The organism is Candidatus Palauibacter sp. (assembly GCF_965216145.1).
GTDB lineage: Bacteria > Gemmatimonadota > Gemmatimonadetes > Palauibacterales > Palauibacteraceae > Palauibacter.
Genome location: NZ_OZ244149.1, coordinates 3,757,853 through 3,784,637, shown reverse-complemented (window position 1 = coordinate 3,784,637; position 26,785 = coordinate 3,757,853). Strand labels below are relative to the sequence as shown.

The 26,785-nt window shown below is 68.3% G+C and carries 26 protein-coding genes; 16 read left to right on the top strand and 10 right to left on the bottom strand.

The window, feature by feature from the left end:
* Positions 1 to 11 precede the first annotated feature (11 nt).
* Positions 12 to 962 (bottom strand): hypothetical protein, encoded by a 951-nt coding sequence (locus tag ACOOHF_RS16310; protein ID WP_420462489.1) that lies wholly within the window; start codon positions 960 to 962, stop codon positions 12 to 14.
* A gap of 473 nt (positions 963 to 1,435) precedes the next feature.
* Here ACOOHF_RS16310 and ACOOHF_RS16305 point away from each other — a divergent pair, with 473 nt between their 5' ends.
* Entirely contained in the window at positions 1,436 to 4,729 is a 3,294-nt protein-coding gene (locus ACOOHF_RS16305; RefSeq protein ID WP_420462488.1) for a S41 family peptidase, read from the top strand.
* A gap of 78 nt (positions 4,730 to 4,807) precedes the next feature.
* On the opposite strand, the gene ACOOHF_RS16300 is transcribed toward ACOOHF_RS16305, so the two are convergent.
* Both ACOOHF_RS16300 and ACOOHF_RS16295 read right to left on the bottom strand, forming a co-directional pair.
* Positions 4,808 to 5,575, bottom strand: a complete 768-nt coding sequence (locus tag ACOOHF_RS16300; RefSeq protein ID WP_420462487.1) for a hypothetical protein — start codon at positions 5,573 to 5,575, stop codon at positions 4,808 to 4,810.
* A gap of 40 nt (positions 5,576 to 5,615) precedes the next feature.
* Positions 5,616 to 6,737, bottom strand: a complete 1,122-nt coding sequence (locus tag ACOOHF_RS16295) for a peptidyl-alpha-hydroxyglycine alpha-amidating lyase family protein (protein ID WP_420462486.1) — start codon at positions 6,735 to 6,737, stop codon at positions 5,616 to 5,618.
* A gap of 165 nt (positions 6,738 to 6,902) precedes the next feature.
* On the opposite strand from ACOOHF_RS16295, the gene ACOOHF_RS16290 reads away from it, so the two are divergent.
* The 5 genes from ACOOHF_RS16290 to ACOOHF_RS16270 all read left to right on the top strand — a co-directional run bounded on the left by ACOOHF_RS16290 (position 6,903) and on the right by ACOOHF_RS16270 (position 10,150).
* Positions 6,903 to 7,799: a hypothetical protein gene (locus ACOOHF_RS16290; RefSeq protein WP_420462485.1), complete on the top strand. Its 897-nt coding sequence runs from the start codon at positions 6,903 to 6,905 to the stop codon at positions 7,797 to 7,799.
* 10 nt (positions 7,800 to 7,809) lie between these two features.
* Positions 7,810 to 8,916: a hypothetical protein gene (locus ACOOHF_RS16285; RefSeq protein WP_420462484.1), complete on the top strand. Its 1,107-nt coding sequence runs from the start codon at positions 7,810 to 7,812 to the stop codon at positions 8,914 to 8,916.
* 43 nt (positions 8,917 to 8,959) lie between these two features.
* Positions 8,960 to 9,211, top strand: a complete 252-nt coding sequence (locus ACOOHF_RS16280; RefSeq protein ID WP_420462483.1) for an AbrB/MazE/SpoVT family DNA-binding domain-containing protein — start codon at positions 8,960 to 8,962, stop codon at positions 9,209 to 9,211.
* On the top strand, positions 9,202 to 9,534 hold the full coding sequence (locus ACOOHF_RS16275; protein WP_420462482.1) for a type II toxin-antitoxin system PemK/MazF family toxin: 333 nt from the start codon (positions 9,202 to 9,204) through the stop codon (positions 9,532 to 9,534). The genes ACOOHF_RS16280 and ACOOHF_RS16275 overlap by 10 nt, the downstream gene beginning before the upstream one ends.
* Before the next feature lie 100 nt (positions 9,535 to 9,634).
* Positions 9,635 to 10,150 carry a DUF6152 family protein gene (locus ACOOHF_RS16270; RefSeq protein ID WP_420462481.1) on the top strand — a complete coding sequence of 172 codons (516 nt, stop codon included), beginning with the start codon at positions 9,635 to 9,637 and terminating at the stop codon, positions 10,148 to 10,150.
* Between the two features lie 60 nt (positions 10,151 to 10,210).
* Here ACOOHF_RS16270 and ACOOHF_RS16265 read toward each other — a convergent pair whose 3' ends face one another.
* Positions 10,211 to 10,711: a DUF6644 family protein gene (locus ACOOHF_RS16265; RefSeq protein WP_420462480.1), complete on the bottom strand. Its 501-nt coding sequence runs from the start codon at positions 10,709 to 10,711 to the stop codon at positions 10,211 to 10,213.
* Between the two features lie 210 nt (positions 10,712 to 10,921).
* On the opposite strand from ACOOHF_RS16265, the gene ACOOHF_RS16260 reads away from it, so the two are divergent.
* A complete protein-coding gene (locus tag ACOOHF_RS16260) occupies positions 10,922 to 12,328 on the top strand; it encodes a formylglycine-generating enzyme family protein (RefSeq protein WP_420462479.1) in 1,407 nt (468 codons plus the stop codon).
* A 38-nt stretch (positions 12,329 to 12,366) separates the two neighbouring features.
* Here the strand turns inward: ACOOHF_RS16260 and ACOOHF_RS16255 are convergent, their stop codons facing one another.
* Genes ACOOHF_RS16255 through ACOOHF_RS16240 form a run of 4 tightly spaced genes read right to left on the bottom strand, consistent with a single transcriptional unit; the run spans position 12,367 to position 15,928 of the window.
* The gene (locus ACOOHF_RS16255; RefSeq protein ID WP_420462478.1) at positions 12,367 to 13,608 is read right to left on the bottom strand and encodes a 6-bladed beta-propeller; all 1,242 of its coding nucleotides are present in this window, start codon (positions 13,606 to 13,608) and stop codon (positions 12,367 to 12,369) included.
* A 20-nt stretch (positions 13,609 to 13,628) separates the two neighbouring features.
* A complete protein-coding gene (locus ACOOHF_RS16250; RefSeq protein ID WP_420462477.1) occupies positions 13,629 to 14,183 on the bottom strand; it encodes a DUF6644 family protein in 555 nt (184 codons plus the stop codon).
* Positions 14,184 to 14,189: 6 nt separating this feature from the next.
* Positions 14,190 to 14,786: a hypothetical protein gene (locus ACOOHF_RS16245; RefSeq protein WP_419935876.1), complete on the bottom strand. Its 597-nt coding sequence runs from the start codon at positions 14,784 to 14,786 to the stop codon at positions 14,190 to 14,192.
* A gap of 44 nt (positions 14,787 to 14,830) precedes the next feature.
* Positions 14,831 to 15,928, bottom strand: coding sequence for an alpha/beta fold hydrolase (locus ACOOHF_RS16240; protein WP_420462476.1), 1,098 nt, complete (start codon positions 15,926 to 15,928; stop codon positions 14,831 to 14,833).
* 89 nt (positions 15,929 to 16,017) lie between these two features.
* On the opposite strand from ACOOHF_RS16240, the gene ACOOHF_RS16235 reads away from it, so the two are divergent.
* Positions 16,018 to 17,298: a M28 family metallopeptidase gene (locus ACOOHF_RS16235; RefSeq protein ID WP_420462475.1), complete on the top strand. Its 1,281-nt coding sequence runs from the start codon at positions 16,018 to 16,020 to the stop codon at positions 17,296 to 17,298.
* An 89-nt stretch (positions 17,299 to 17,387) separates the two neighbouring features.
* On the opposite strand, the gene ACOOHF_RS16230 is transcribed toward ACOOHF_RS16235, so the two are convergent.
* The gene (locus ACOOHF_RS16230; protein ID WP_420462474.1) at positions 17,388 to 18,083 is read right to left on the bottom strand and encodes a peptidylprolyl isomerase; all 696 of its coding nucleotides are present in this window, start codon (positions 18,081 to 18,083) and stop codon (positions 17,388 to 17,390) included.
* Positions 18,084 to 18,206: 123 nt separating this feature from the next.
* Here ACOOHF_RS16230 and ACOOHF_RS16225 point away from each other — a divergent pair, with 123 nt between their 5' ends.
* Both ACOOHF_RS16225 and ACOOHF_RS16220 read left to right on the top strand, forming a co-directional pair.
* A complete protein-coding gene (locus ACOOHF_RS16225; RefSeq protein WP_420462473.1) occupies positions 18,207 to 19,604 on the top strand; it encodes a Gfo/Idh/MocA family protein in 1,398 nt (465 codons plus the stop codon).
* Positions 19,604 to 20,914: a 3-keto-disaccharide hydrolase gene (locus ACOOHF_RS16220; protein ID WP_420462472.1), complete on the top strand. Its 1,311-nt coding sequence runs from the start codon at positions 19,604 to 19,606 to the stop codon at positions 20,912 to 20,914. Before ACOOHF_RS16225 ends, ACOOHF_RS16220 begins: the two co-directional genes overlap by 1 nt.
* Positions 20,915 to 20,982: 68 nt before the next feature.
* Here the strand turns inward: ACOOHF_RS16220 and ACOOHF_RS16215 are convergent, their stop codons facing one another.
* Entirely contained in the window at positions 20,983 to 22,002 is a 1,020-nt protein-coding gene (locus tag ACOOHF_RS16215) for a hypothetical protein (RefSeq protein ID WP_420462471.1), read from the bottom strand.
* Positions 22,003 to 22,080: 78 nt separating this feature from the next.
* Between ACOOHF_RS16215 and ACOOHF_RS16210 the strand changes: the two genes are divergently transcribed.
* From ACOOHF_RS16210 to ACOOHF_RS16185, 6 genes are all read left to right on the top strand, one after another.
* Positions 22,081 to 22,218, top strand: coding sequence for a hypothetical protein (locus ACOOHF_RS16210; protein WP_420462470.1), 138 nt, complete (start codon positions 22,081 to 22,083; stop codon positions 22,216 to 22,218).
* 62 nt (positions 22,219 to 22,280) lie between these two features.
* Positions 22,281 to 23,540 (top strand): hypothetical protein, encoded by a 1,260-nt coding sequence (locus ACOOHF_RS16205; protein WP_420462469.1) that lies wholly within the window; start codon positions 22,281 to 22,283, stop codon positions 23,538 to 23,540.
* Positions 23,541 to 23,639: 99 nt separating this feature from the next.
* Positions 23,640 to 23,843 (top strand): hypothetical protein, encoded by a 204-nt coding sequence (locus tag ACOOHF_RS16200; RefSeq protein WP_420462468.1) that lies wholly within the window; start codon positions 23,640 to 23,642, stop codon positions 23,841 to 23,843.
* On the top strand, positions 23,840 to 25,171 hold the full coding sequence (locus ACOOHF_RS16195; protein ID WP_420462467.1) for a hypothetical protein: 1,332 nt from the start codon (positions 23,840 to 23,842) through the stop codon (positions 25,169 to 25,171). Before ACOOHF_RS16200 ends, ACOOHF_RS16195 begins: the two co-directional genes overlap by 4 nt.
* A gap of 8 nt (positions 25,172 to 25,179) precedes the next feature.
* Positions 25,180 to 26,169, top strand: coding sequence for a hypothetical protein (locus ACOOHF_RS16190; RefSeq protein WP_420462466.1), 990 nt, complete (start codon positions 25,180 to 25,182; stop codon positions 26,167 to 26,169).
* A 157-nt stretch (positions 26,170 to 26,326) separates the two neighbouring features.
* Positions 26,327 to 26,770, top strand: coding sequence for a hypothetical protein (locus ACOOHF_RS16185; protein ID WP_420462465.1), 444 nt, complete (start codon positions 26,327 to 26,329; stop codon positions 26,768 to 26,770).
* Positions 26,771 to 26,785: the final 15 nt, after the last annotated feature.

Genomic DNA, 26,785 nt, shown 5'->3' with positions numbered 1-26,785 from the left:
TGCGAACCCCATCATCGCGCCTCCGGCCCCTCCGTCACCTGAATAGACGCGGCCTGCAAGATTTGGCCCCCGAACCGGACCTCCGGGCGAAAGACGCGGGTAATCGTGCTCTGGCCCTCCGGGAGGGAATCGTCGAAGATGAAGTCCTCCACTTCGACCAGAAGCCCAAGGTCGTACGACTTCCCGAGATGCGGTACGAGTTCGTATCCGGCGGACCCCAGGTTGGTCCGGATCTTGTCGAGGGACCGGCGGAGCTGCTTGTAGCCTCGGATGTTCGCATCCATGCGGTCGAGGTTGCCCTCCATGCGCGTGACTTCGTCCGCCACCTTGAGGGCTAGGTCGTGGTTCTCGGCGACGTTGGATCCCGTAAGCCTACCGGCAAGCTCGCCATCACTGGCGATAAGCTTCCGGTCCAGTGCCCTCGCCGCGGCTTCGACGCGCTCGGTGACCATCCCAGCGGTTGCCGTCCCCGCCCGGCGCAGAACCTGACGATGGCTCACCCACACCGTGATAGCCACGATGAGTAAGAGCAGGGCCGGCCCTCCGAGGCCGAGCCAACGGATCTGCGTGGCCAGCTTGTCACGCTGGGAGCTGGCGTCACTGAGTGCTCGCAACTGGTCGGACATACCGGATTCCAGGCCCCGGATAGACATTTCTTGGCCCTCCGTCCGTGAGAGCAGGGTGTCGAGACTGGACGAGGCTGCGTTGAGATTACTCCGGAGTCCCGACAGGTCGCCCGCGAGCTGACGGAGGGAGGCGTCACGTTCCCCCGCCTGAGTCAACAGTGTGTCGAGCCGGAGTCTCAGGCTGTCGGTGGCGACCTCGCCTGAAGCCATCCGGGTGCGGAGGCCTCGCACGCTCGTCTCGACTTCGGCTTGTCGTCGGTAGAGGGTCTCGGAGAGGAGACGCACGGAATGGCTCAGCGCCTCAACTCCGCGCTGAAGCGAATCGACCATGGTCAAGAGGGAATCCGCACGCCGATCCTGGGTATCCTGCTGAGCAGCGCGGACGGGATGAACAGGCGTGGGCACCGGCGTCCCGGAACCCCCGGACGGCGCGGCGGCCCACACTGCGCAAACACAGATCAGCGTTGCGAGTCCCCGCACGGTCAAGGGGCGCACTGCCGCTCCCTTCGGCTCCGAGTTCGATCCGCATCCCGGCGCACCGGCCGGAGCTGGTTCAACTGAGTCGATCAAGAAATGTCCGCGCAGTCCATGAAGAGCCGGTGTGGGGGGTGCGCCGACACACCGGCACCGGGCGTCAATGCGGAATCCTCATGCCCAACGCGAAGCCTCGCAAGCCTCAGGGATAAGGGGGGGTCGGCCGAGATGCCGCAGATGGGTCCTCCCGCTGGGCGTACCCAGCACGATGCCGCACAGGTAAAATCAGGTGTCACGCTGGTCCGCATTCCGACCCCCAGACCGCGAAGGACTCCATGAAGGCACGCTCCCTCTTCGTCACAGCCACGCTCCTCGCCGCTTCATTTCGTCCGGCTTGGCCGCAGGACGTCACCGCACGGGACGGGAGTCCCGCGGGGAACGGCGACGGCACGCTGATGCTCGCCCAGCCGGCGGTAAGCGCCGACCGGATCGCGTTCGCCTATGCCGGGGATCTGTGGGTCGCCGGGATCGACGGGAGCGCGCCCCGAAGACTCACTTCGCATATCGGGGTCGAGTTCAACCCCCGGTTCTCGCCGGACGGAGAGTGGATCGCTTTCAGCGGGGAATATGATGGGAATACCGACGTATTCCTCGTCCCGTCGGCTGGCGGCGTGCCCGCGCGGCTCACCTGGCATCCAGGTGCGGACATCGTACAGGACTTCACGCCCGACGGTTCGGCCGTCCTCTTCGCGTCGGGGCGTAACGCCTACACCGGGCGACACCAGCAGCTCTTCACGATCTCGACGCGGGGAGGGCACCCGGACCAGCTGCCGATTCCGCACGCGTTCAAGGCCACGTATTCGCCGGACGGGTCGAAGATCGCGTACACGCCGCTCTACGAGGCCTTCACGCAGTGGAAGAACTACCGGGGCGGTACGGCGACGCGGATCTGGGTGTACGACGTCGGGGACCACTCCGTGGTGCAGATCCCGCAGCCCGAGGGCCGCTCCAACGACACGGATCCCATGTGGATCGGCGACCGCGTCTACTTCCGCTCGGACCGCGACGGGGAGTTCAACATCCATTCCTGGGATGCCGCGACGGAGCGGGTCGCGCGGATCACCTCGCACGAGGACTTTCCGGTGCTGGCGGCCTCCGCCGGAGCCGGGCGGATCGCCTACGAGCAGGCCGGACGCCTCCACCTGCTCGACCCGGGCTCGGGTACGGCGACGCCGGTACCGGTGCGGGTCGCGACGGATCTGGTGGAGGTCCGGTCCCGCTACGCGAGCGGCGAGGACCTCGCCCGCGGCGCCAGCCTCTCGCCCTCCGGCGCCCGGGCCGCGTTCGAGTTCCGCGGCGAGATCGTGACGCTCCCGCGCGAGGAGGGGGACGACCGCAACCTCACGCAGTCGACGGGCGCGCACGAGCGCAGCCCGGCCTGGTCGCCGGACGGCGAGCGGATCGCCTGGTTCTCCGATGCCTCGGGCGAATACCGGCTGTACGTCGCGCCGCAGTCCGGTGAGGCGGCGCCGCGCGACTACGCGCTGGACGGCGCCGGCTTCTACTCGGACCCGGTCTGGTCGCCCGACGGCACGAAGATCAGCTACACGGACAACTCGCGAGCCGTGCACTGGATCGACCTCGAGTCCGGCCGGACCCACCGCGTCGACGCGGACGTGATGTACGGTCCGCTGCCCCCGCCCTCGCACGCGTGGTCTCCCGACTCGCGGTGGCTCGTCTACACGCGCAACAACGAGACGAACATCCGCACCGCCTACGCACACCTGCTCGAGACCGGCGAGACGCGGGCGATCACGGACGGGCTGAGCGACATCTCCGAGGCCGTCTTCGACGCGGGCGGAGAGTACCTCTATCTGACGTCGTCCACGGACGCGGGCCCGGTCGTGCAGTGGTTCGCGCAGTCCAACAACGACTTCGAGATGACGAACGCGATCTACCTCGCCGTGCTCGAGAAGGGCACGCCGTCTCCGCTCGCCAGGGAGAGCGACGAGGAGGCGGGCGGCGGGGGCGACGAAGCGGAGGCGGGTGAAGGCGACCCGGCGGACGTCGTCGTGAACATCGATTTCGACGGGCTCGATCAGCGCATCCTCGCCCTCCCGCTTCCCGAGGCCGGTTACGCGAACCTCCAGCCCGGAGACCCGGGGCAGCTCTTCTACATCAGGAGCAACACGGCGAGCGGCTTCGGGAGTCCGGGTTCGGGACCCGGCCTGCGCCGCTTCTCGCTCTCCGACCGCGAGGAGAAGTCCGTGGTCGAAGGGACGCGCTTCTACGATCTGTCGGCGGACCGCAAGAGCGTGCTCTACGCGACCGCGGGCGGCTGGTTCATCGGCAACGCCGGCGGCACGGACATCGGGTCGGGGGCGGACCGGCTGGCCGTGGGCGAGGTGGAGATCCGGATCGATCCGCGGGCGGAGTGGCGGCAGATCTACGACGAGGCGTGGCGGATCAACCGGGACTACTTCTACGACCCGAACATGCACGGCGCGGACTGGCCCGCCCTCAAGGAGGAGTACGCCGTGTTCCTGCCGCACCTGGCCACGCGCGCGGACCTCAACCGCCTTCTGATGTGGCTCCATTCGGAGATCGCGGTCGGACACCACCGGGCCGGGGGCGGCGACTTCCTCCACGACGCGGAGAACGTGCCCGGCGGCCTGCTCGGCGCGGATTTCGTCGTCGACCAGGGGCGGTACCGGTTCGGGAAGGTGTACGGCGGGCTCAACTGGAACCCGGGACTCCGGTCGCCGCTCACCGAGCCGGGGATCGAAGTCGAAGCGGGCGAATATCTGCTCGCGGTCGAAGGCGCCGAGTTGCGCGCGTCCGAGAACGTCTACGGCCGGTTCGAGAACAGGGCGGGGAAGATCGTCTCCATCACGGTCGGTCCTTCGCCGGATGGAGCCGGCGCGCGCACCGTCGACGTGGTGCCGGTGGCGAACGAGGGGGCGCTGCGGAACCGGGACTGGGTCGAGGGGAATCTGGCCCGCGTCCACGAGGCGACGGACGGGCGCGTGGCGTACGTGTACGTGCCGAACACGGCGGGGGCGGGGCACGAGTACTTCAAGCGCTACTTCTTCCCGCAGACGAACCGCGAAGCCGTGATCGTCGACGAGCGCCACAACGGGGGCGGCCAGATCGCGGACTACTACATCAACATCCTGCGCCGGCCGTACGTGTCGCACTGGGCCATGCGCTACGGCGCCGACCTCATCACGCCGCAGGGGGCGATCCCCGGTCCGAAGGTGATGCTCATCGACGAGACGGCGGGATCCGGCGGCGACATGCTGCCGTGGATGTTCCGCAAGCTCGGTCTGGGCACGCTCATCGGCCGACGCACGTGGGGCGGGCTCGTCGGTACTCTGGGGTTCCCGATCCTGATGGACGGCGGGTCCATCACCGCGCCGAACCTCGCGATCTGGACCGAGGACGGGTTCATCGTCGAGAACGTGGGGGTGCCGCCGGACATCGAGGTGGAACAGTGGCCGGCCGAGGTCATCGCGGGGAGGGACCCGCAACTGGAGCGGGCGATCGAGGTCGTCCTGGAGCAACTCGAGGCGTCACCGGTCGAGCAGCCGGTGCGGCCCAACTTCCCGATCCGGGTGCGCCGACCCTAATCCGACCTGGCGGGCCGGGGCCGGCGTGGGGGTCTCCAGCATGAGGGACCCCCGCGCCGGATCACGGATCCTGCAGGGTCAGCGGCAGGTCTCCGGGTCCACCGCGACCGTCACGGCCTCGGCGGTGAGCGAGTTCCGGGTCTGACGCCAGTTGATCAGCGCGTTGGCCCCCAGCCGCCTCGCATCGGCGAGGACCTTCTCGAGCGCTTCACGGAACTCCCCGCTCCGGATCAACTCGGCGGCGCGGTCCCGTTCGTTCGTGTCGTCCGAGAGGGCAGCCTCGGCCGCGCGGGAGGCTCCCGAAATCGTCGCCTGGACCTGTCCGAGCTCCTCCTCCTTCGGACAGCGATTCAGTCCCTGCCAGCCCGGGTCGCAACGAAGGAGCCGCGAGTACGTGAGGTTGACCGCGTTGTCGTCAACGCCGAAGCAGGCCCAGATCCGGTCGTCATCGCCGCCGCCCCCGGCCGCGCCGGCGAGGGAGAACACGAGGTCCATCCGCGTGATCGGATCCGTGAGGCTGGCCGCCGTCACGCTCCCGCCGGCGTTCCCGAACGTCGGCTGCACGGCCAGGGCCACCTCGAGAGGCACGTAGCAGAGTACGTAGCCGCCGTCGAATGCGGTCTGGCCTTCCGTGCCTCCCTCTTCCCCGTCCACTTCCCACGTCACGACGACGCCCGCGCCCGGGAGCCCCATCTCGCCGTCCTCGTCCATGACGGCCCCCCACAGGGCGCCCGTGCCATCGGGCGAGTCCGGACAGACTTCGTTGAGTTCCTGAGCCATCGCGGTGGGTACGGCGCCCGCCAGCGCGAACGCGCCCGCCGCGATTCCCAATCCGAATCGTCTCATCGTTCCCTCCTGCGGCAATGGTACATCGCTCCCGCGCAGATCAGTTGCGCGTGTACTTCGTGAGCCCGCCCTCGGCGGCCTGGCGCGAGTTCGGCCCCTCGGCCGCGTAGACGTTGCCGTCGGCGTCAACCGCGACGCCCTCCCCGGCCTCGCCCTGCGGATCTTCCGACTCGTGCGGTGGGATGAACGCCGTGACGCGGTCCTCCGACGCGTGGCCGATGCGGACCCCGGTCAGCCAGTCGGAGTGCTGGTTCGGATTCGACTCGGAGTCGATCGCGTACACGTTGTCCTCGTCGTCGATGAACAGCCCGCTGACGCGGCCGTACTGGTAGTGCGTATCCAGCAGGTTCCCGTTCTGGTCGAAGATCTGGACGCGGTGGTTGCCGCGGTCCGCCACGAACAGCCGACCCTGCGAGTCGAACTCCAGCGCGTGCGGCGTCCGGAACTCGCCCGGCCCGTCGCCGATCTGGCCCCATTCCATGATGTACTCGCCCTCGGGCGAGAACTTGATGACGCGGCCGGTGGAGCCTTCCGGCGGGTTCGCGTTCTGCCCGCTGTGGCCATCGGACACGAAGATCGACCCATCGGGGGCCACGATCACGTCGCACGGCTCGTTGAAGAAGGTGCCGGGCTCGCTGCCGCGGACGCCGGTTTGCCCCAGCGTCATGAGTACCTCGCCCTCGGGCGAGAACTTCACGACGGTGTGCCCCTTGTCCTCCGTCCCCTGCGAGTCGGTGATCCAGACGTTCCCGTCCGCGTCCACGTGGATCCCGTGCGGAAGCACGAACAGGCCGGCCCCGAAGCTGGCCAGAATCTCGCCCGTCTCGCGGTGGAACTTGAACACCGGATCGACGATGTTCTCGGCGCACCCGCCCGCGAGTGCGATCCCGCCGCAGCGGTCGTAGGCCCAGATGTGGCCGTCGATCGGGTCGATATCGATGCCCGCCGTGGAGCCCCACTCGCGGCCGTCCGGGAGATGGGCCCAGTCCTTCGTGACGCCTGGATTGGGATTCGGGAGCCCTGCCGCGGCCGGATCCACGACCTCCGCCGGATCCATCATCTCCATCTCAGCGGCATCTTCGGCCCCGCAGGCCATGATCCCGAGGAGCGCCGCCCCCACCGCGGTGAGGTGCGCCAGTCTGGTTACGCGCAGGCTCTTCATGTCTCCTCCATACCGTTCAGTGTTGCGCGCCCCGCACCCGGCAGCGTGCCAGTCCTTAACTGAAATGTGTCTCCCCGCTTCCGATCTGGCCAGACGACAGAGGGGACCGCAGTTTCGATTGGTCCAACCAGGAACACGAGAACTCGGAACAAAACCCGGAGGTCGATGGCGATGGCGAGCGTCTCCAGACAACGCGGGCCCCGACCCGGGCCGGATGGAGCCCGGGGCGAGCGTCGCGCCTCCGTCGCCCTCCTCGCGCTGGTGCTCGGAGCGGCCGCGGCGTGCGCGCCGGATGACGGCATCCCGCGAAACCCCTCGGGCCGCCCCGACTTCAACGGCATCTGGGCCGCCCTCGGCAACGCCTACTGGGACATCGAACCGCACCTGGCCCGTCCGGCGCTGGCCATGCAGGAAGGTCCCGTCGTGCCCGTCCCCGCGAACGAGGTCGTGGCGCTGGGCGCCGTCGGCTCCGTGCCGTCCGGACAGGGCATCGTCGTCGGCGGGCGGATTCCGTACCTGCCGGAAGCCCTCGCGCGCCGCGAAGAGAACCGCGAGCGGTGGCTGGAGCAGGACCCGGAGATCCGCTGCTACCTGCCCGGCGTCCCGCGCGCCAACTACATGCACGTCCCGTTCCAGATCTTCCACAGCGACTCGAAGTTCTTCATCGCCTACGAGTACGCCGGCGCCGTCCGCGACATCTATCTCGAGGACCCCGGCCCGCCGCAGGTCGATTCGTGGATGGGCCAGTCCGTGGGCCGGTGGGAGGAAGACACCTTCGTCGTCACCGTGAACGGCTTCAACGGCCGCACCTGGTTCGACCGGGCCGGGAACCACCACAGCTACCAGCTCGTGGTCACGGAACGCTGGACGATGCTCGGGCCCGACCATCTCATGTACGAAGCCACGATGGAGGACCCGCAGACCTTCTCCGAGCCGTGGACGGTCCGCCTCCCGCTGTACCGCAACGTCGACTCCGACGCGCGGCTGGGGCAGTTCAAGTGCGTCCCCTTCGTGGAAGAGCTGATGTACGGGCACCTGCGCAAGAACCCGATCCCGCGTTAGGCGTGCCCGCATGAACGCTCCGAGGCTCGCGGGAGGGATCGCGACCGGGTGGCGTCCCGGCCTCGCGCTCGTCCTTGGGGCCGGGCTCGGACTCGGGGCCTGCGCCGGGCCCGATGGCGTCCCGCGGGGAGACGGCGGGGGCTGGGTCGTGCCGCGGACCCCGGATGGCCGGCCGGACCTCCAGGGGGAATGGACGAACGGCACCATGACCCCGCTCCAGCGGCCCGAGGGCGAACCCTCGGTGCTGACCCCGGAACAGGTGGCGGAGCGCGAGGGGGGGCGCCAGGAGTTCATCGAGACGCGCAACGCGCCCAGCGATCCCGACCGCGAAGCGCCCCCCGTGGGAGGCGACGGGTCGACCGGGGCCGCCGGCGGCGTCGGAGGCTACAACTACTTCTGGATCGACGCGGGCGACCGCGTCGCCGTGTTCAACGGAGAGCCCCGAAGTTCGCTCATCACGAGTCCGGAGGACGGCCGGATCCCCGCTCTGACGCCCGAGGGCCGGCAGCGCCGGATGCGGGCGTTCGCGCGGTTGGCGGGCGAGTTCGACAACCCCGAGAACCGCCCTGTCGGCGAGCGCTGCATCCTTTCGTTCGGCTCCAACGCCGGCCCGCCGATGCTCCCCAACTACTTCTACAACAACAACTACTCGATCGTGCAGACGCCCGATCACATCATGATCATGACCGAGATGGTGCACGATGTCCGCATCATCCGCATGGGCGAGCCGGAGCCGCTCCCCGATGGCGTGCGGCCGTGGATGGGCGATTCCCGGGGCCGCTGGGCGGGCGACACCCTCGTGGTCCGCACGACCAACCTGAATCCCGACCAGATGGCGGCGTACGCCTATCTCTTCGCCCCGGGGTCCGAGAACATGACGGTGACCGAGCGCTTCACGCGCGCGGACGAGCACACGATCAACTACGAGTTCACGGTCGAGGACCCCGACACCTTCGAGAGCAACTGGGGCGGGGAAGTGCCCTTCACGCGGCTCGACGGCCAGCTGTACGAGTACGCCTGCCACGAGGGAAACTACGCCCTCTCCGACGTTCTCAGCGGCGCCCGCGCCCAGGAGCGTGCCGCGGCCCGCGCATCTGGTACGGAAGGCTCGCCGTAATTACTTTGTACTTACAGGATAACGATTCGAGGGCGGGCAAGGCATGGAAACGCGACTCATCCAAATCGGTAACTCCCGGGGCATCCGGATCCCGAAGGCTATGGTCGAGGCCGCGCGGCTGGACGAGCCACTCAGGTTGCGCGTGGTGGATTCGGGCTTGCTCATCGAGCGTGTGAACGAACCGCGGGCCGGGTGGGCCGACGCGGCGCGAGAACTTGCGGACCGGGGTGACGGCGGCCTGCTCGACGATCCGATGCCTGCCGCCTTCGATGAATCCGAGTGGGAATGGAAGTAGGGGAACCGAGGCGTGGTGACGTCTACCTTGTGGCGTTGGATCCCACCCTCGGCTCCGAAATCAGGAAGGCCCGGCCTTGCGTCATCGTCTCGCCGGATGACCTGAACCCCTCCCTGGGGACGTTCCTCGTGGCGCCGATGACCACCGGCGGTCGGCCCTACCCTTTCCGCATAGCCTGTCGATTCCGGAATTGCGATGGATACGTGGTCGTGGATCAACTGCGTACCGTCGACCGCGTCCGCCTGGTGCGACGCCTCGGGCGGCTATCTCGCAAGACCATGGCCGACGTCCTCAACGTACTTCAGCGAATGTTCGCTCCGTGACCTGAGGTCGCGAAGCTTCCCTCCTGTTTGTTACCTTGCGGCAAGCAATGCTGACCGGCGTTTTCACGCCGGACTGTTGAACGAAACCCGGATGAGACCGATGCGGAAGTTTAGTTTGTACCTCCTGGCGGGCGGGGTCGCGCTGGCTGCTGCGGCGCCGCTCATCGCGCACCACGCCTTCGGGGCCGAGTTCGATCGAAACGCCCCCATCCGGCTGCAGGGTTCGGTCGTCATGCTCGAGTGGGTGAACCCGCACACGTGGATTCACCTCGAGGTGCAGACCGATACCGCGACCCATGTGTGGATGGTCGAGGGCGGGACGCCCAATACGCTCCTTCGGCGCGGCCTCAAGCGCGACTGCCTTGCTCCGGGCACCGAACTCATCGTCGACGGCTACCAGGCCAAGGACCACTCGCTCAAGCGAGCCAACGGCCGCGACGTGACCTTCACCGACGGCACCAAGTTCTTCATGGGTTCATCCGGGGCCGGCGCCCCTCCCGGCGGTGCTCCGAGGCCGAACGAGCCCAGCTACCAGAACAATCCCTGCCAGCCACCCCCCGGCTGGGAGGGCGAAGTCCTGGATGTCTCCAACCGGAGCTTCTTCGAGGAGAACTAACGGACTCCGAAGCCGCGCGGTCGACCCCGGCCCCGAGGCGGCAGGCAGGCGCCGACCGGTTCAGGCGGAGAAGCCGATCCAGCGCCCGGCCGCGGCGACCGTAAACCAGAGCCCCAGCGACGCGGCCGCGATGAGCCGCGTACGCCAGTCGGCGCGCGGCGGCGCCGCGGCAACCAGCCACCCCCGGGCCCCGAAGGTGAAGGCGAGCGCGAACGGGAGCGAGATCATCTTCACCCAGAAGGACGTGTTGTAGTAGCACTTCACCGCTTCCGACAGAAACAGCGGGATTCCGGTCAGGAACATCAGCGCCACTCCCGCCACGAGCCACGGATGCGCGTGCCGCACGACGTTGGCGATAGGCTGCCGCGTGAGCCCGGTCCCCCACAGCCGGAGATCCACCAGGAGCAGCGCCCCTCCGAGCAGCCCCAGCCCCAGCAGGTGGACCGCCTCGATGATCGGGAAGGCCCAGATCGATTCGCGGACGACGATGCCGAGGGCCGTGTTCTCCAGCCGCTCGAAGAAGGGAAGCCACGCTTCCGGGGCGAACTGGCGGCCTCCCATCAATGCTCCCCTCCGTTATTGCGTCTCATGGCGTTTACCTTCGGAGAAGTTGGTCGCACGGAGCGTCGTAAACGGGCTGGCGATCGTCAAGCGCCACGCCGCCCGATCGGGCGGATGGCGTATGGTATCCCGGGTGTGTTCTCCCCTATACTCGGGGCGTTGACGCCCCGCCGCGGGCGTGCACGGGAGCCAAACTCACGGAGATCGGGGATGTTTCGCTTTGGGATGCGCTGGCTCGTCGTGTCGGGCTTCCTGTCGGCCGCGGCGGCAGAGGTTCACGCGCAGACGCTGTACTCGGAGAACGGGATCGAGGTGCGCGCGTCGGCGAGAATCATCGAATACGGTGCCGAGAGGTGCCAGGTCCTCGAGGAGCACGAATCGGCGGCGTCATACAGGCGGAAGAGGGGAAACGAGGGCCAGCCGATCGACATCTGGCAGATGGACTACTCCGTGTACAACGGGTCCGAAAGGCCACTCGGTGAATTGACCGCCGTCTACCGGGTCGAAGCCCACGAGCCGCCGTGTACGCTCTGGGGCCTGCGCGCGAGCCGGAACCTGCCCGGTCCGGTCCGGCTGAAGGCCGCGTTCGGCGAAATCCTGCGCGTCGCGGGCGACGACCCGCTGCTTCCCGGCGAAAACCTGACGGCGACAAGCTACGTGTACGTGTTCCGCGGACACGGTGCCTGGTTCGCCAACTGGAACGTCAATTACCAGTTCGCAGCGGTCCCCGTCGTTGTCCCGCGTGCGCCCGCACCGGTCCGGCCAGCGCGGCCGCCGCTCAACGCGCCCGAACGAGCGACCCCCACGCAGCCTCCCCCGCCGCCCGCCGCCGTGCCGGACTTCGTTCCGCCGGACATCCCCCCGGTGGACCCGGCGAATGTGTTCAGCGACTGCTCGGGGTGTCCGCAGATGGTGAAGGTGCCGGCAGGCACGTTCACGGTGGGCTCTCCCGCGTCGGAGAGAGGCCGGGGCGACGACGAGGGCCCGCAGCACTCGGTGACGATCGGGGCCCCCTTCGCGGTGGGGATGTACGAGGTGACGTTCGCGGAGTGGGACGCCTGTGTGCGGGCCGGCGGGTGCGACTACGAGCCGGACGATGAGGGGTGGGGCCGGGGGGACCGGCCGGTGACCAATGTGAACTGGACAGACGCCCGGACGTACGTGCGGCGGCTGTCCCGACATACCGGGCAGCAGTACCGGCTTCCGAGCGAGGCGGAGTGGGAATACGCGGCGCGGGCGGGCTCGCAGACGGCGCGTTACTGGGGCGAGAGCCAGGCGGGTCAGTGCCGGTACGCGAACGGGGATGATGGTTTCGCATCGTGTGCGGATGGGCATGAGTACACGGCGCCTGTGGGGTCATTCGCCCCGAACGCCTTCGGCTTGTACGACGTGATCGGGAACGTGGCCGAGTGGACGCAGGATTGCCGGAACGACGACTATTCCGGTGCGCCGACCGACGGGCGCGCCCGGGAGTTGGACGATTGCACCTATCGGGTCCTGCGCGGTGGTTCCTGGCTCAACGAATCGCGGGACCTCCGCTCAGCGCGGCGGGACTGGAACAATGCCGCTTACCGGTTCAGCAGCTTCGGTTTCCGCGTCGCCCGGACGCTCGATTGATCAGCAGCCCGTAGACGCCGCCGGTCCGCGGACCGGCATCATGGCAGAGGCGCCCTCACGACATACGGCACGTCCAGCTCGTCCGCGATCCAGGTGTAGATGTGGCCGTGGCGGACCCGGAGGGGCCCGGCTGCCTCGAACGCCAGACGAACGGAGTCCAGGTAGTCGCCATCGTCGGAGAACAGGTCGTAGAACGCGGGGGCATCGGCGGGCGTGACCCTTCGCACCCACAGCCGCCCCTCCTCGTCCACGAACAGACCGGCGAGGATCGGCTTGACGTCCGGCATGAGCGACGCGACCTCCTCGGCGTAGCGGCGCATGTCCGGGTCGCCCTCGGCGACCTCCGCGACATAGGCCGAACGGTCTTCGGCCGTCACCGGCTGCTCCTCCAGCCCCGCCTCGATGACGATCAGCGTGTCGCCGGCTTCATTGGTCCGGGCAATCCGGTATGACGTGTTTTGCGCACGCCAGAATCCCGTGGAGGGGTTGATAGCCGTGATCTCGCCGGGCTCGAAGGGAATACCCCTGACCCCCCAGCCGCCGCCGACGCTGTAGGTGTAGGATCGATAGGTGCGCTCGCCCACATACACGGAGTCGGTGGCTCCGCTGGTCAGGTCGTAGGACTTGTAGTAGCTCCGTGCGGATCCCGTGGTCACACCCATTTCGGGCGGGTAGCTCCGAACCTCGTCCGAATGGGATGTGCTTCTCCAGTAGCGTCCCTGATTGTCGAACACGCCTGTCCAGATGTACCCGTACGTCCTGACCGGCTTGGTAAACCTGCGGATCTCCTCCCCGTTCGGGTCCACCCCCATGATCGCCCACTGCGAGTGATCGTGGATCCAGAGAAGGGTGTCGCCGGAGAGACGAATCCCATTGGCTTCGAGGATCTCTCCGGGGCCCTCTCCACGGCGCGCAACCGTTCGCACGTACTCACCGTCGGGACTGTAGGCCCTCACCTCGGCGGCCAGATAGTCCAGAACGTAGATGGTGCCGTCGCTCGCGGCCTCCACACCCCGGATATCGCCGAAGGTGAGGTTGGGGTCATCCCCTTCGACGCTGCCGAACCGCAGGTCCACGCGCACTTCGTTGACGACCGCGCCGACGGAGTCGATGGCGGGAAGGCCGGGATAGCGTACCAGGACCGCCCCGTTCGGAAGGGTCTCGCGTGTCGGGTTCTGCGTCGGCGATTCCGTTTCGCAGGCGCAGAGGGCGAGAGTCAGCGTGAGACCGAGAAGGATGCGTGTGGGATCCGCTTCAGTGGTGCGTGCTGAGAGAAGCATGGTCGACCTTCCTTTGCCCTTCAGTCGCCCGCCACGGGGCAGCCCGCGGCCCAGTCTGCCCACCCCGGCTGGCCCGGGATGTCGCAGTCGAACCAATTGTAGGCGATCAGGCGCCCCGCCACGATGATGAGCGCCCACGCCGCGAGCGAGATCGCGCCGGCTGCCCGCGCCCGCCCCGGGAGGACGGGAGATCGTTCCCACTCGAACACACGCCGGTGGATCCCCCGATGAAAGAGAAAGGCGTTCAGTCCCGCGACTATGAACAGAATCACTTTCAATCGGAAGAATATATTGTGATAGTAGCGAACCGGGTTCGAATAGAAGATGAGAAATCCGGTGATGACCATGATCGTGAACCCGATCCGGGTCCACGGCAGGAGCCGGCCGGTGACCTCCGAGACGGGGACGCGCCGCATGGTCCAGCCCAGGAGGCGAAGGTCGTTCATCATCACGGTCCCGAAGAAGAGCGCCACCGCTAGGACGTGCGCCGACTCGACCAGGGGCCATGCCAGCGTGGACTCCAGCAGGGCCACGCTCCAGGGCGTATTTCCGAGCCACTCGAGGAAGCGTTCCATTTGCGCCTAGCGGTTCCCCTGATCGTCCGTCGTATCGCCGGTCGACGTGTCTTCGGCCACGGCCCCCAGGGAGTCGGCAGGCGCGGCGCTACGGGGGTCGCTCGGCCTGAGGGTCTCGGCGGCGTATCGGGCGTGGCAGTCGCGGCAGGCGTAGTAGACCTCCGCACCCGCGTCGAACACGGCGTCGGCGTCTCGTCGGTCGACCGCCTCGAGCGCCAACCGGCCCGCATCGACCATGTCGCGCGAATGGGCCATCCAGTCCCCGCGGTCCCGCACGCGCCCGTCCATCATCAGCAGGTTGCCCGACTCCGCGAGGATGAACGCCGCGTTGCGGAGCGCCGTCCAGTCGTCGTCGGTGAGCGGGCGGATGAGGTGTACGCCCTCTTCAACGAGGATCTCCCCGACGCCGTCCCAGTAGGTCTCGGCGGCGGGCTCGAGCACGGAGATCATCAGCTCCGTCACGTCCGCGACCGCATCAGGCCGCTCCGGCGCTTCCCCCGAACACGCGGCGGCCACCCCGGCGGCGAATGCCACGGCCGCGCGCGAGATGCCCGTGAGGCGAACCCGCCCTTCGGTTTCCTTGGGAGAATTCGAGATCTTCATGGGCGGGGAACCTATTCCTTCGGAGCGGCCCGCGCCCCTCGCGGCTAACCCCGCGACCGGCCGATGTCGGTGTCCCGCCACGCCCGGTCCGCCGGCTCATCGGGATCGGAGCGCAGGAACCGGATGAGTTCCGCATGGAACGGCTCCGGGATCTCGAACTGCGGAGAATGTCCGACCTTCGGGAAGATCACGAGTTCGGCGTTCTGCAGTTCCTCCGCGACGTTCCGCGCCAGCGCCGGGTAGTCGGCGACGAGGCGGTCCTCCGCGCCCCCGATGACGAGCGCCTTGCTGGCGATGTGCCGCCACTCGTAGACGACGGGGTCTTCGTACAGGATCTGCCGCTGCGCCGCGCGCACCCGTGCCATGCGCGGCCAGTCGCCGCTCAGCGTGAGGCCGTACTGGTACTTAACCCACTCGAGGTACTCGGGGCGCCAGCCGTTCGGGTAGTAGCGCATGTGCCCCCGGAGGACCGACTCGTACGTCGTCCCGTTGAGGGTGGACTCATACGTCTCGGCGGGGTCGGTCCACGCGCGTCCCGGCCGCGAGTCCGCGAGGCCGATCTGGTTCACCATGGCGACGTGCGTCGTGGTCTCCGGGTACGTGGACGCGAACCGGGTCGCGACCATGCCGCCCATCGAGTGCCCGACGATCGCGGCGCGCTCGATCCCCAGCGCGTCCAGCAGCCGCTTCGCGTTCCTGGCCGGGATGTGGAGGTTGTAGTGGATGATCGGTTTCGAGGACCGGCCGAACCCCAGCCGGTCGATCGCGATCACCCGGAATCCCTCGTTCCGCAGGGCCTCGATCGTGGGCCGGAACCCCGCCGCGAAGAAGTTCATCCCGTGGAAGAGCACGACGACCTGTCCGTTCGCGGGGCCGGCGGGGGGCACGTCCATGTAGGCGAGCCGATAGGGATCTCCATACACCTCGACATCGAGATACGACACCGGGTGCGGGTACGGCACGTTGCTGTAGTCGATCGCCGTGGCTTCCCAGTCGGCGGGCGGGGCTGACGGCGGCTCCGTCTGGGCCGAGACGGGCACGGCCGCAATCGCGAGGGCCGCTGCAACCCTGGGCCCAAGGCGGCGATGTGCGGCGATGTCGCGGGCGTGCCGACGGAGGCCGGGGTGGCGGGCATTCGACATGGTGGTCCTCCCTTCCGGACGGTTGCGGTCCCCCTGCGAGCCAACCTACGGTGCGCAACACCGGATGTCCTGCTACTGCGAGGTTCTTCATGCGTACACGCTCATTCGCTTCCTTCGGCGTCACCGCCGCCGCGTTCTGGCTCGGGGCCGCCGCGCCCGCGCTCCAGGCACAGCAGCCCACCGCGGAGGACGACCCGGTGGCGGCCCTCGTCAGTCGGCTGACGCTCGACAACTACAAGACGACGCTCAAGGGGCTGACCCGGTTCGGCGACCGGCGGCAGGGAACCCGACGCAACCGAGATGCGGTCGACTGGATCGAGGCGCAGCTGCAGGCGTTCGGCTGCACCAACACGGAGCGGATCGTCTACACCTTCCCGCCGCCGCCCCCACCCGACGCGGCGCCGCGCGGGACGCCGCCCCGCCGCGGTGCCGGCCGGCGCCCCGCGCCGAACGAGGGCGACCTGACCACGGCGACCGGCGGAAGGGTGGGCCGGCGCGGTCCAGGGTCGGGAGGGAGCACGTTGTTCGGCTACCGGGGCTCCACCGGCGTCAACCGCGACCTCATGGCCCAGCCCGACGAGCGCATCCGGGAACTCAACCGCGAGGAACCGGTCGACGGCGAGCGGTCCGAGGTCTACTGCACGAAGGTGGGGACGACGCGCCCGGACGAGATGTACATCATCGGCGCCCACATGGACGGCCACGGCGTGAACGAGGCGGTGAACGACGACGGCTCCGGCACGGCCCTCGTCATGGAACTCGCGCGCGTGTTCAGCGCGCCGGACGTCGAGACCGAGCGCTCGATCCGTTTCGTCCTCTGGAACAACGAGGAGACGGGCCTCAACGGAGCGCGGGCCTACGTCGCGCAGCGCCAGGAGTTGCAGGGCGTCGAGGATCCACCGGGTTCCGGCCGCTACCCCGAGCCGCGCTGGGTCGGCATGGTGCAGCACGACATGATGCTGTGGGATCACGGCGCCCCCGGCCCGGACGGCCTGGTGAGCCGGAACCAGCGGCCCGAAGCGGACGTGAACGTCGAGTTCCAGTCCAACTCGGAGAGGGCGGACGATTCGATGAGGCTCGCGTTCCTGTTCAAGGCCGCGAACGAACGCTACGCGACGGACTACCCGGCAGCGGTCGGCCCGCACATGACGAACACCGATTCGACCCCTTTCATGGACATCGTGCCGTCGATCAGCCTGCGCGAGAACGAGCGCGGTGCGCAGGTCGGTGCGGGCTGGGATCCGAACTGGCACCAGCCGACGGACGTGTGGACGACGTACACGGACGACGACTTCCGGCTCGGCCTCAACGCCGGACAGACGACGCTGGCCGCGATCGCCCAGCTGACCGGCGCCGGCATCGACAACTGACTGCGCCTTCCGCGGGGTCGCCGCGGCCCGCCTGAGCAACGGCGCGAATTCTCGAGCCATCATGGGCGTGTCGGTTCCCCTGTGTCGACCTATGCCAATCGAAAATGTGATTTTGAATTGGCATAGGGCTTCACAGGGACTTCCAGCAACCACCCCCAGGCAGAAACCTCGGGGCTCGGTCCCTCCTTGCGGTAAACCCTCACGATCCGCAGGGGTGGGGTCAGCTGCTGCGCCTCGTAGGGCGCTCGATGGATCGCGAGCACGACGTCCATCCCCGCCACGACGCGCCCGAAGGCCGCGAACCCCTGCCCGTCGGGGTTGCGCAGGCCGCCGAAGTCGAGCGACGGCTGGTCGCCGATGCAGATGAAGAAGCTCTGCGTGGCGGTGTCCGGGCCGCCGCGCGCCATCGAGACCGCCCCATCGAGGTGTCTTAGCCCCGTCTCGGAGGTGCGTTCCAGCGGGATGGGCGGGAAGGACTCGGCCTCGGTGTCCGGATTCCACCCGCCCTGCACGACGGCGATCCGGATGGAGTCCTCGGGCTGGTTGTCCGCGTGTACGGTCCGGAAGAAGGTGCCGCCGTCGTAGAACCCGCCGTCCACGTAGCGGAGGAAATTCGCCGCGGTGACGGGAGCCCGATCGACGTCCACTTCTAGTTCGAACGTCCCCATCTCCGTCTCGACGACGACGCGGACGGGATCCTCCGGCGGGGGAGTAGCGGCCCGGAAGCTGGCGGCCCCGACACTCAGCGGCACGAGAACGGCGGCGACTGTCCATCGAGTGCGCATGCTTGCCTCTCCTTTTGCTGACCTGATCCGCACAACCTTACGTTTTCGGACCAGCCCCGGGCGACCTCGCCCGCGAACCGGCGGCCTGAATGCACTTCCATCATGAGCGACGGAGCGACGGTCATGAGCGACACAACAGAGCCCGGTCCCGAGTCACTCGCCGGTAGCCGGCGGAAGTTCGTCAAGTCCGTAGCGGCCGGGTCGCTGCTCGCGGCCGGCGTGCCTTCGCGCCTGGCCGGGTCGGATTCGGCGATCCACCGCACGATGGCCCGCCGCACCCCGGAGCGCCGCGCCGCACCCTCGGACCGGATCGGACTCGGCATCATCGGTGCCGGGGGAATGGGCATGGCCGATGTCCAGACCGCGCTCCGCATCCCGGACGTGGAACTGGTCGCTGCCTGCGACGTGTTCGACGGACGCCTCGAGGCCGCCCGCGAGCGTCACGGGGACATCTTCACGACGCGCGACTATCGGGAAGTCCTCGCCCGCGACGATGTGGACGCCGTCATCGTGGGTACGCCCGACCACTGGCACCAGCCGATCTCCATCGACGCGCTCCGCGCCGGCAAGGCCGTCTACTGCGAGAAGCCGATGGTCCACCGGATCGAGGAAGGACACGACCTGATCCGGGCCGAGCAGGAGTCGGGCAGCGTGTTTCAGGTCGGGAGCCAGGGGATGAGTTCGCTCGGCAACGAGAAGGCGAGGGAACTCTACCTGGACGGTGCCATCGGCGAACTCAACTATGCCGAGGGATTCTGGGCCCGCAACGATCCCATCGGGGCCTGGCAGTACCCGATCCCCGAGGATGCCTCCGAGGAAACGGTCGACTGGAAGCGTTTCCTGGGGCCGGCGCCGGACCTCTCCTGGGACCCCCTCCGCATCTTCCGCTGGCGCAACTATCGGGACTATGGGACGGGGGTCGCGGGCGACCTCTTCGTCCACCTCTTCTCAAGCCTCCACTTCGTCATCGGTTCGCGCGGCCCCACCCGGGTCCAGGCCGCGGGGGGGCTCCGCTACTGGAAGGACGGGCGCGAGGTGCCCGACGTCCTGCTCGGCGTGTTCGACTACCCGGAGACCGAGGCGCACCCCGGCTTCAACCTCTCCCTGCGCGTGAACTTCGTGGACGGGACCTCGGGCAGCACCTTCCTGCGGCTGGTGGGGAGCGAGGGCGCGATGGACGTGACGTGGACCGAGGTTATCCTGCGCAAGAACGTCGCCGTCGATCCGATGGACGCCTTCTCGCAGGAGAAGATGGCCGAGGCCGCGGCGTCGGCCGACGGGCTTCCCCCGCGGGTCCGGATGCTGCCGCCGGCCGAGGCGCGGTACGAGGTCGAGCGCGGGTATCGCGGGGCCCACGTCGACCACTTCTTCAACTGGTTTGAGGCGATACGCGGCGGGCCACCCGTGCTGGAGGACGCAACCTTCGGGCTCCGCGCGGCCGCGCCGGCGCTGGCCTGCAACCTGAGCTACTTCGAGGACCGCATCGTGCGCTGGGATCCCGACACCATGAGGCTGATCTGATGCGCTCCCCGCGATGGTCCCGACGCTCCGGGCTGTGCCTCCCGGCGTTCGCCGGGATACTGACCCTGGCCTGTGCGGAAGCGCCCGAAGCCCCCGCCGAAACGCCGCACAACACCCTGACGGAGGCGGAACGGGCCGCCGGCTGGCGCCTCCTCTTCGACGGTGAGACGCCGGCGGGCTGGCGCGGGTACGGTCAGGAGACCTTCCCCGACACGGGATGGGCCGTCATCGACGGGACGCTCGTCGTCGGCGCGACTTCCACCGATCCCGACGTGGCGGTGGGCGGGGACATCGTCACGACCGAGTCGTTCTCGGACTTCGACCTCAGGTTCGAGTTCATGCTCTCGGAGGTGGCGAACAGCGGCGTCCTCTACCGGGTGATCGAGGAAGAAGGGGCCGCGATCTGGTACAACGCGCCGGAGTACCAGGTGCTCGACGATCCCGCGTACATCGCCATGGGCACCATGGAAATGAACACGCACCTGACCGGGGACAACTACGACCTGCATGCGTCGGGCGAGACGACGCTCCATGGGCCCGGCGAGTGGAACGAGGGCCGGATCCGTGTCCGGAACGACCTGGTCGAGCACTGGCTGAACGGGACGAAAACGGTCGAGTACGAACTGGGGTCCCCGGAGTGGGAGGCGCTCGTGGCGGCGAGCAAGTTCGCCCCCTACCCGCGTTACGGGCGGGCCGCGTCCGGGCCGATCGGCCTCCAGGACCACGGGCGCAACGTCTGGTACCGGAACATCAAGATCCGTCCCCTCGAGCCCGTCTCCCTCTTCAACGGCGAAAACCTCGACGGCTGGCGTGTGCACGGGACGGAGCGCTGGTACGTAGAGGACGGGGAACTGGTGTGCGAGAGCGGCGCTGACGCCGAGTACGGGTATCTCGTTACCGAGGAGACGTACCGCGATTTCGATCTGACGCTCGAGTTCAGGCAGGAGGCGGACGGCAACAGCGGCGTCTTCCTGCGCTCCAGCGTGGAGGGAACCACCGTCAGCGGCTGGCAGGCCGAGGTCGCGCCCCCGGGCCTGTTCACCGGCGGCATCTACGAGTCGTACGGCCGCGGCTGGCTGGTGCAGCCCGATCCGGCGCTGGATGACGCGCTCCGCATGGGCGACTGGAACACCATGCGCATCCGCGCGGTCGGCGACCGGGTCACGACGTGGCTGAACGGGACGAAGATGGTGGACTTCGAGGACGAGAAGATCGGTGCAGCCGAGGGCTCGATCGCGCTCCAGATCCACGACGGCGGCGGCATCAGGGTCCGCTGGCGAAACCTCCGCATCACGGACTTGGGCGGCTGACGCTCAACTGATGGCTTGCGGGTCGGAGCCACCGCGCTGCGCGGCTACCCACCCCAACTGGCCGGTCGTCACGAGGTCGAGCAGTTCACTTCGATACGCTGAGAGCTCCTTTCCTCACTGATGGAGCACAGCAGCGTATGGGTGGTGGTGAAGTTCTCCGAATATACCACTCTCGCCCTGGTGACGTCGTCCAGCGACTGGGGCGTTGTGCCGAAGTTCAGATCCGCCAGCTCCACGCGTCCCTCGCCGGCGGTGATGGGTTGGTCGTTCGTGAAGTCCCACGTCGCGGCGTCATCCCCGGTGATGATGAAGACGTCAAGGTCGAACTGGTCAGCGAAGAAGGTCGGATCGGCCAGCACCCTGAAGGCATCGAACTGACTCTGTGAAGGCTCGATCCGGAGGTCCACGGAGAACCCGGGCGGTGGTGGTGGAGGACTCGAGACCGTCACAGCGAACGCCTGTTGCACGGACAGCCCGTCGGGATCGGTCGCCGTCACGGTCACGTCGGTGGTTCCCGCGCTCTCCGCCAGGACCTTCAGGACAGTCCCGGAGACCGACACCGCTGCTACGTCGGAATCCGACGTCTCCGCGGCGTAGCTGAGGGCGTCACCGTCGGGGTCGCTGAAATAGGTGACCAGATCGACGGTGGCCGAGTCACCCGTAGCCAGCCCGAGCGCCGGGATCGCGTCGACCGGTTGCGGTGCCCGATTGGCCACCGTCACAGAGAACGCCTGCTGCACGGAGAGCCCGCCGGGATCGGTCGCCGTCACGGTGACTTCCGCAGTTCCAATAGCAGCAGCAACGATGACCGCGGTGCCAGCTGTGATCGTCGCTTGAACCGTCCCGGCGGCCGAGGTGGCGACCGAATAGGAGAGTGCGTCCCCATCCGGATCTCGGAAGAACGGCGACACGTCCAGTCTCGACGTGTCGCTCACCGCCAACTCCAGGGCTGGAATCGAACCCACCGCCAGCGGGGCCCGGTTCTGCGGGGGAGGTGGTGGCGGGGGTGGCCCCGGGGCCGGGCCCGTGCCGTCCGTCCCTCCACAACCGACCAGCGAGCCAAGCAGCAGCAGAACGGTTCGTCTCATGTCTCCCTCAGCCCCTGGAAAACCCCGGTACCGGAGTGCGGGCCAACTATAGCCGGTCACATCATCTCCGGCATCCGCGTGCGCGACTGGAACACGATGCGGATCCGGGCGGAGGGTTCAATCGCGCTCCAGATTCACGACGGCGGCGGCATCAAGGTCCGCTGGCGCAACCTCCGCATCACAGACCTCGTACCCCTCATCGACTCCGGGGACTGATTCCCCGGTGGTCAAGCTCTGACCGCAGCGTGGAGGTGGTGCCGTTGACCCGAGGCGATGAGGTGAGACTTCTTTGCGCTGTGTTCATCACGCTGCTGGCGGCTTGCGGCGGCGAAACCGGAGGTCCGCCCGCTGGGGCGCCGGGCGAGGACCGTCTGCTCGAGGTCGGCTTCGAGGAGGTGTACCGGATCGGCGGGATCGAGGCGGAGGGCTGGGACGCGTTCACGGAGATCGCGGAGCTGGATTTCGACGCGCGCGGTCATCTGTACATCCGCGACGCCGCCGCGTCGTTGGCCCGGCCCGAGGGCGGGGTCGTGATCGTCGACGATGGACACCGCGCCTACCTCCTCTTCGGCCCGGACGGGTCGTTCGAGCGCGCGATCCGCTTCGCGAATACGGGCGCCTCTCAGACCGCTTCCGCGGAGAGGGTGCGCGCCGCGCGGGAGGGAGGAGCGCTGTTCCTGACCCGAGGTGCGGCCGCGAGCTTCAGCGGTGGCGAAGCGACCGTCGCGGCCGGTGACCGCACCATCTACCGCGTGTCACTCGACGAGGGGGAAGAGGCCGCCACGGCTCCGTTCGCGGAGGGGTGGGAGGCGCGCCCGGAGCGGCAGGCCACGTTCGAGGCCGCAGATCCGTCGGACATGTTCGGTGCGCTTGGCGACGCGTTCGCCTATTTCGAGCCCGGCCTCGTGTTCGATGTTCTCCCCGGCGGTGCGGTGGCGTATTCGGATTCGTCCGCGTATGCGGTCAAGATCCAGACGGCGGTGGGTGCCCCGGTGCGCGTCGTGGGCCGTCCCCTCCACCCCGAGCCTGTCACGGAGCGGCTGCGGGAGCGCGTCCGGGCACGGGCACTGGAAGCCTTGGAATCGTCCATTGAGGAGCAGTTCGCCAGCCCGACGGGCGATGTTCCGGAGGCCCTCCGCGAGCAGATGGGAGCCATGTTGGAGGGCATGATGGCCGGCCTGCGCGACATGGTGGAGAACGCGAGTTTCATGCCCGAGGTGCCCCTCGTGCGGGATCTTCGCACGACCTGGGCGGGGTCGATTTGGGTGCAACGCTGGGGGAGCGACCCCCTGGCGCAGATCCAGCTCGCGCGCGGAGAGCCGGCGGGCGGAGGCCCGGAGGGGGACGGCGCCGCTGACGGATGGATCGATGTCTTCGCGCCGGAGGGCGGTTACGTAGGCACGTTCTCGCTGGAGGAGACGCTCATGCCCGGCGCGTTCGGGCCGGGAGGTCTGGTCGCCTTCGTCGAGACGGACGAGTTCGATGTCCCGACGGTCATCGTGAAGCGGCTACCGGAGGCCGTCCGCTTAACGGGCTGATGGCGCGAGCGCCGGGTGCGGTGGGCGAGCCGCGTTTGACCCAACCTTCGCCCTTCGACTAACCTTCGCGAGAGAGCCCCCTCGCAAGGAGCCATGTCGATGCCGCACGCGACGCGGACCCTGTCTTTCGCCGGAAGATCTTCTGTCTTCCTCACCCTCCTCCTGCTTTCCGCGACCAGCCTCGCGGCGCAGGCCGGGGCATCGATTGCGACGGCCAGTCACGCGACATCCGGTGCAACCGGGGATGAAGCCGCCGACGTCACGTTCAGCCGCGACATCGCGCCGATTCTCCAGCGAGCATGATCGCGCGCCGCACGCAGATCCGGGACCGGGCCGGGGCCATGCCTCCGTGGTACGTCGAGAAGGACATCGGGATCCAGCACTTCAAGGACGACATGTCGCTCGACGAGTGGGAGATCGAGGCGCTCGACGCCTGGCGGCGGGCGGGCACCCCCGAGGGCGACCCGGCCGATCTGCCGGCGCCGCTCGAGTTCAATGACGATGTTCTGTGGGCCGCGGGCGAGCCGGACCTGATCGTTCGGCTGCCGGAGGTGCTCGTCGAGGACGACGCCCCCGACTGGTGGGGCGACATCGAGAACATCCCCACCGGCCTCACCGAGGACCGCTACGTGAAGTCGGTCGAGATCCGCGAGGTGAACGACGTCCCGCAGCGGAGGGACGGCGAACACGGGGGGCGGCACACGGTCGGCGGACGCTTCGTCGTGCATCACATGATCTGGAGCACGCGCGTCCTCGAGGGCCAGGAGACGGGGCCCGGGTCGGACCGCGCCGCGACGGACACCGGCTGGCCGGTGCACGAGGTCGGCCGCGAGCCCGACATCTTCGACGAGGACGCGGGCCGGCTGCTGCGCGCGGGCTCCTGGGTGGTCTCGAACTCCGTCCACCTCCATTCCAACGGCCGCGACACGCGCGCCCACCTCGAGATCGGCTTCCGCTTCCATCCCCCGGACTACGAGCCGAAGTACCGGCGCTCCATCCTCGGGCTTGGGAACAGGAGCGACATCGACATGCGGCCGGGCGCGGCGGGACAGGAACTGCACGCGTACAAGGTGCTGAACCAGCACACCAAGCTCGTGACATTCGAGCCGCACCTGCACGCGCCCGGGATGCGGATGTGTCTCGAGGCGATCTGGGGCTTCAACGTCGAGACGCTCAACTGCGCGGGCTACGACCACAACTGGGTGCGCGGCTACACCTACGCGGAGGACCACCAGCCGCTCCTCCCGAAGGGGACGATCCTCCACATCATCGGCTACATGGACACCTCCGAGGCGAACCGGAACGTCCCGGACACCCGCAACTGGCAGGGCTCGGGGAACCGCTCGGTGGCGAACATGTTCATCGATCTCGGCATGCGGGTGGAGTTGACGGACGAGCAGTTCGTGGAGGAGATGGCGATGCGCAGGCATCGGCTCGCGCTCGGCCCCAACGATCACGTGATCGGCTGCCCGCTGTGCATGGTCATCCCCGAGAACGGCGACATGAGCTACTTCGCGGACGCGGAGTGGTGGCAGCCCGACCCCGCGACCGAAGCCGACTCCGAGTCGTCGGAATCGCCGGGCGAGTCCGGCGACAGGGGCGGTTCGTGGGGCGGTTCACGGGAACGGTAGAGGCAGAAGTGTCCGAAGGGCCTTCCCGAGCCAGGATCGCGCCGCTCCTGGCGCTGATCCTCGCCGCGGCCGGGCTCCCCGCCGGCGTCCACGCCCAGACCTACGCCCGCGGCCAGAACGTGGCGCCGGCGTTCGAGGGCTGGGAGAAGAACGAGGACGGCTCGTTCAACTTCCTGTTCGGATACATGAACCGGAACTGGCTCGAGGAGATCGATGTCCCCGTGGGCGAGGACAACGCGTTCTCCCCCGGCCCGGCCGACCGGGGGCAGCCGACCCACTTCCTCCCGCGCCGCAACCGCTTCGTGTTCAGGGTCCGCGTCCCGGCGGACTGGGGCGACAGGGAACTGGTGTGGACGCTGACGAGCCAGGGGGTCACCGAGCACGCCTACGCCTCGCTCCGACCCGACTACATCGTGGACAACACGGTGATCATGTCCGAGACCGGAGCGCTCGGCGCCGGCTCCAGCAACGCCGAGATGCGGGCCAACGAGCCGCCCGGGATCACACTCGAGGGGGAGCGCACCCGCGAGGCGATCGTCGGCCAGCCGGTCACGGTGAGCGTCCTGGTGGAGGACGACGGGCTCCTCAGGCCCCCCCGTCGGCGCACGCCCCAGCCCCCGGAGACGGCGGAGGACTCCGCCCGCGTGGACTCGATCGCCCGCGCGCACCCCAGCCTCAGCCGCCGGCAGCTCACGGCCCCCTCCCGGGTGACGGTCCAGAAGGTGAACGGCCTCTTCATGTCGTGGTTCGTCTATCGCGGCGAGGGGGAAGTGGCGTTCGACCCGCCGCAGGTGAAGGTGTGGGAGGACACACGCACCGGCGCGAACTCGCCCTGGGCCCCGCTGTGGCGTCCGCCGGAACCGCCGGAGGACGACCGCTGGACGGTGACGGTGACCTTCCTGGAGCCCGGGACATACATCCTCCGCGGCCGCGCCGACGACGGCGGCCTGTTCTCCGACGAGGAGATCACCGTCGTGGTCCGCCCCGCCGCCAGCTGACCCCCAGGCAGCGGCCTCTCTCCCCAATCAGGATCGTCGTACACGACGGAGGCGCTCGACACACCGCCCGTCACGGTCACCGACTTCGATGCGTTGATGGGATGGCCACGCGCTTCAACGAAGCTACCAACCGAACCATGGTGGAAGGGGACCCGCAGTGAACCGCATCCTCGTCGCGGTCACCGCAGCCGGTCTGTTGATCGCATGCGGTGATTCACTCGGGCCAAACAACGACGAAGTGGTCGCGGCGCTCACGTTCGAGGTCATTGAGGAGTTCGACACGCCCGAGGTGTTCGTTCCCGACACGGTACGCATGCACCAGCAGTTTCCCGTGGTCATCAGGACGTACCACGGCTGTCGGCTTGAAGAAGGTCGCTCGGCGGTCGAGACCGATGGCCTCCGCGCGACGATCATTCCGTACAAGAGCTTCCTCCCCAGCCCCAACTGCCCGGACTTCCTCGCCGTGCCTCGGCGCTACGTCTACATGCAGTTCGATGAGCGTGGGCTCGGAACCGTCACGGTGATCGGCCTCTCCACCATCCGGTATCCAGGCGAACAGGCCGATACGATTCTGGTCATGCGCCGCGTCGTGGTGAGGTAGCTTTCAAGAGAACCG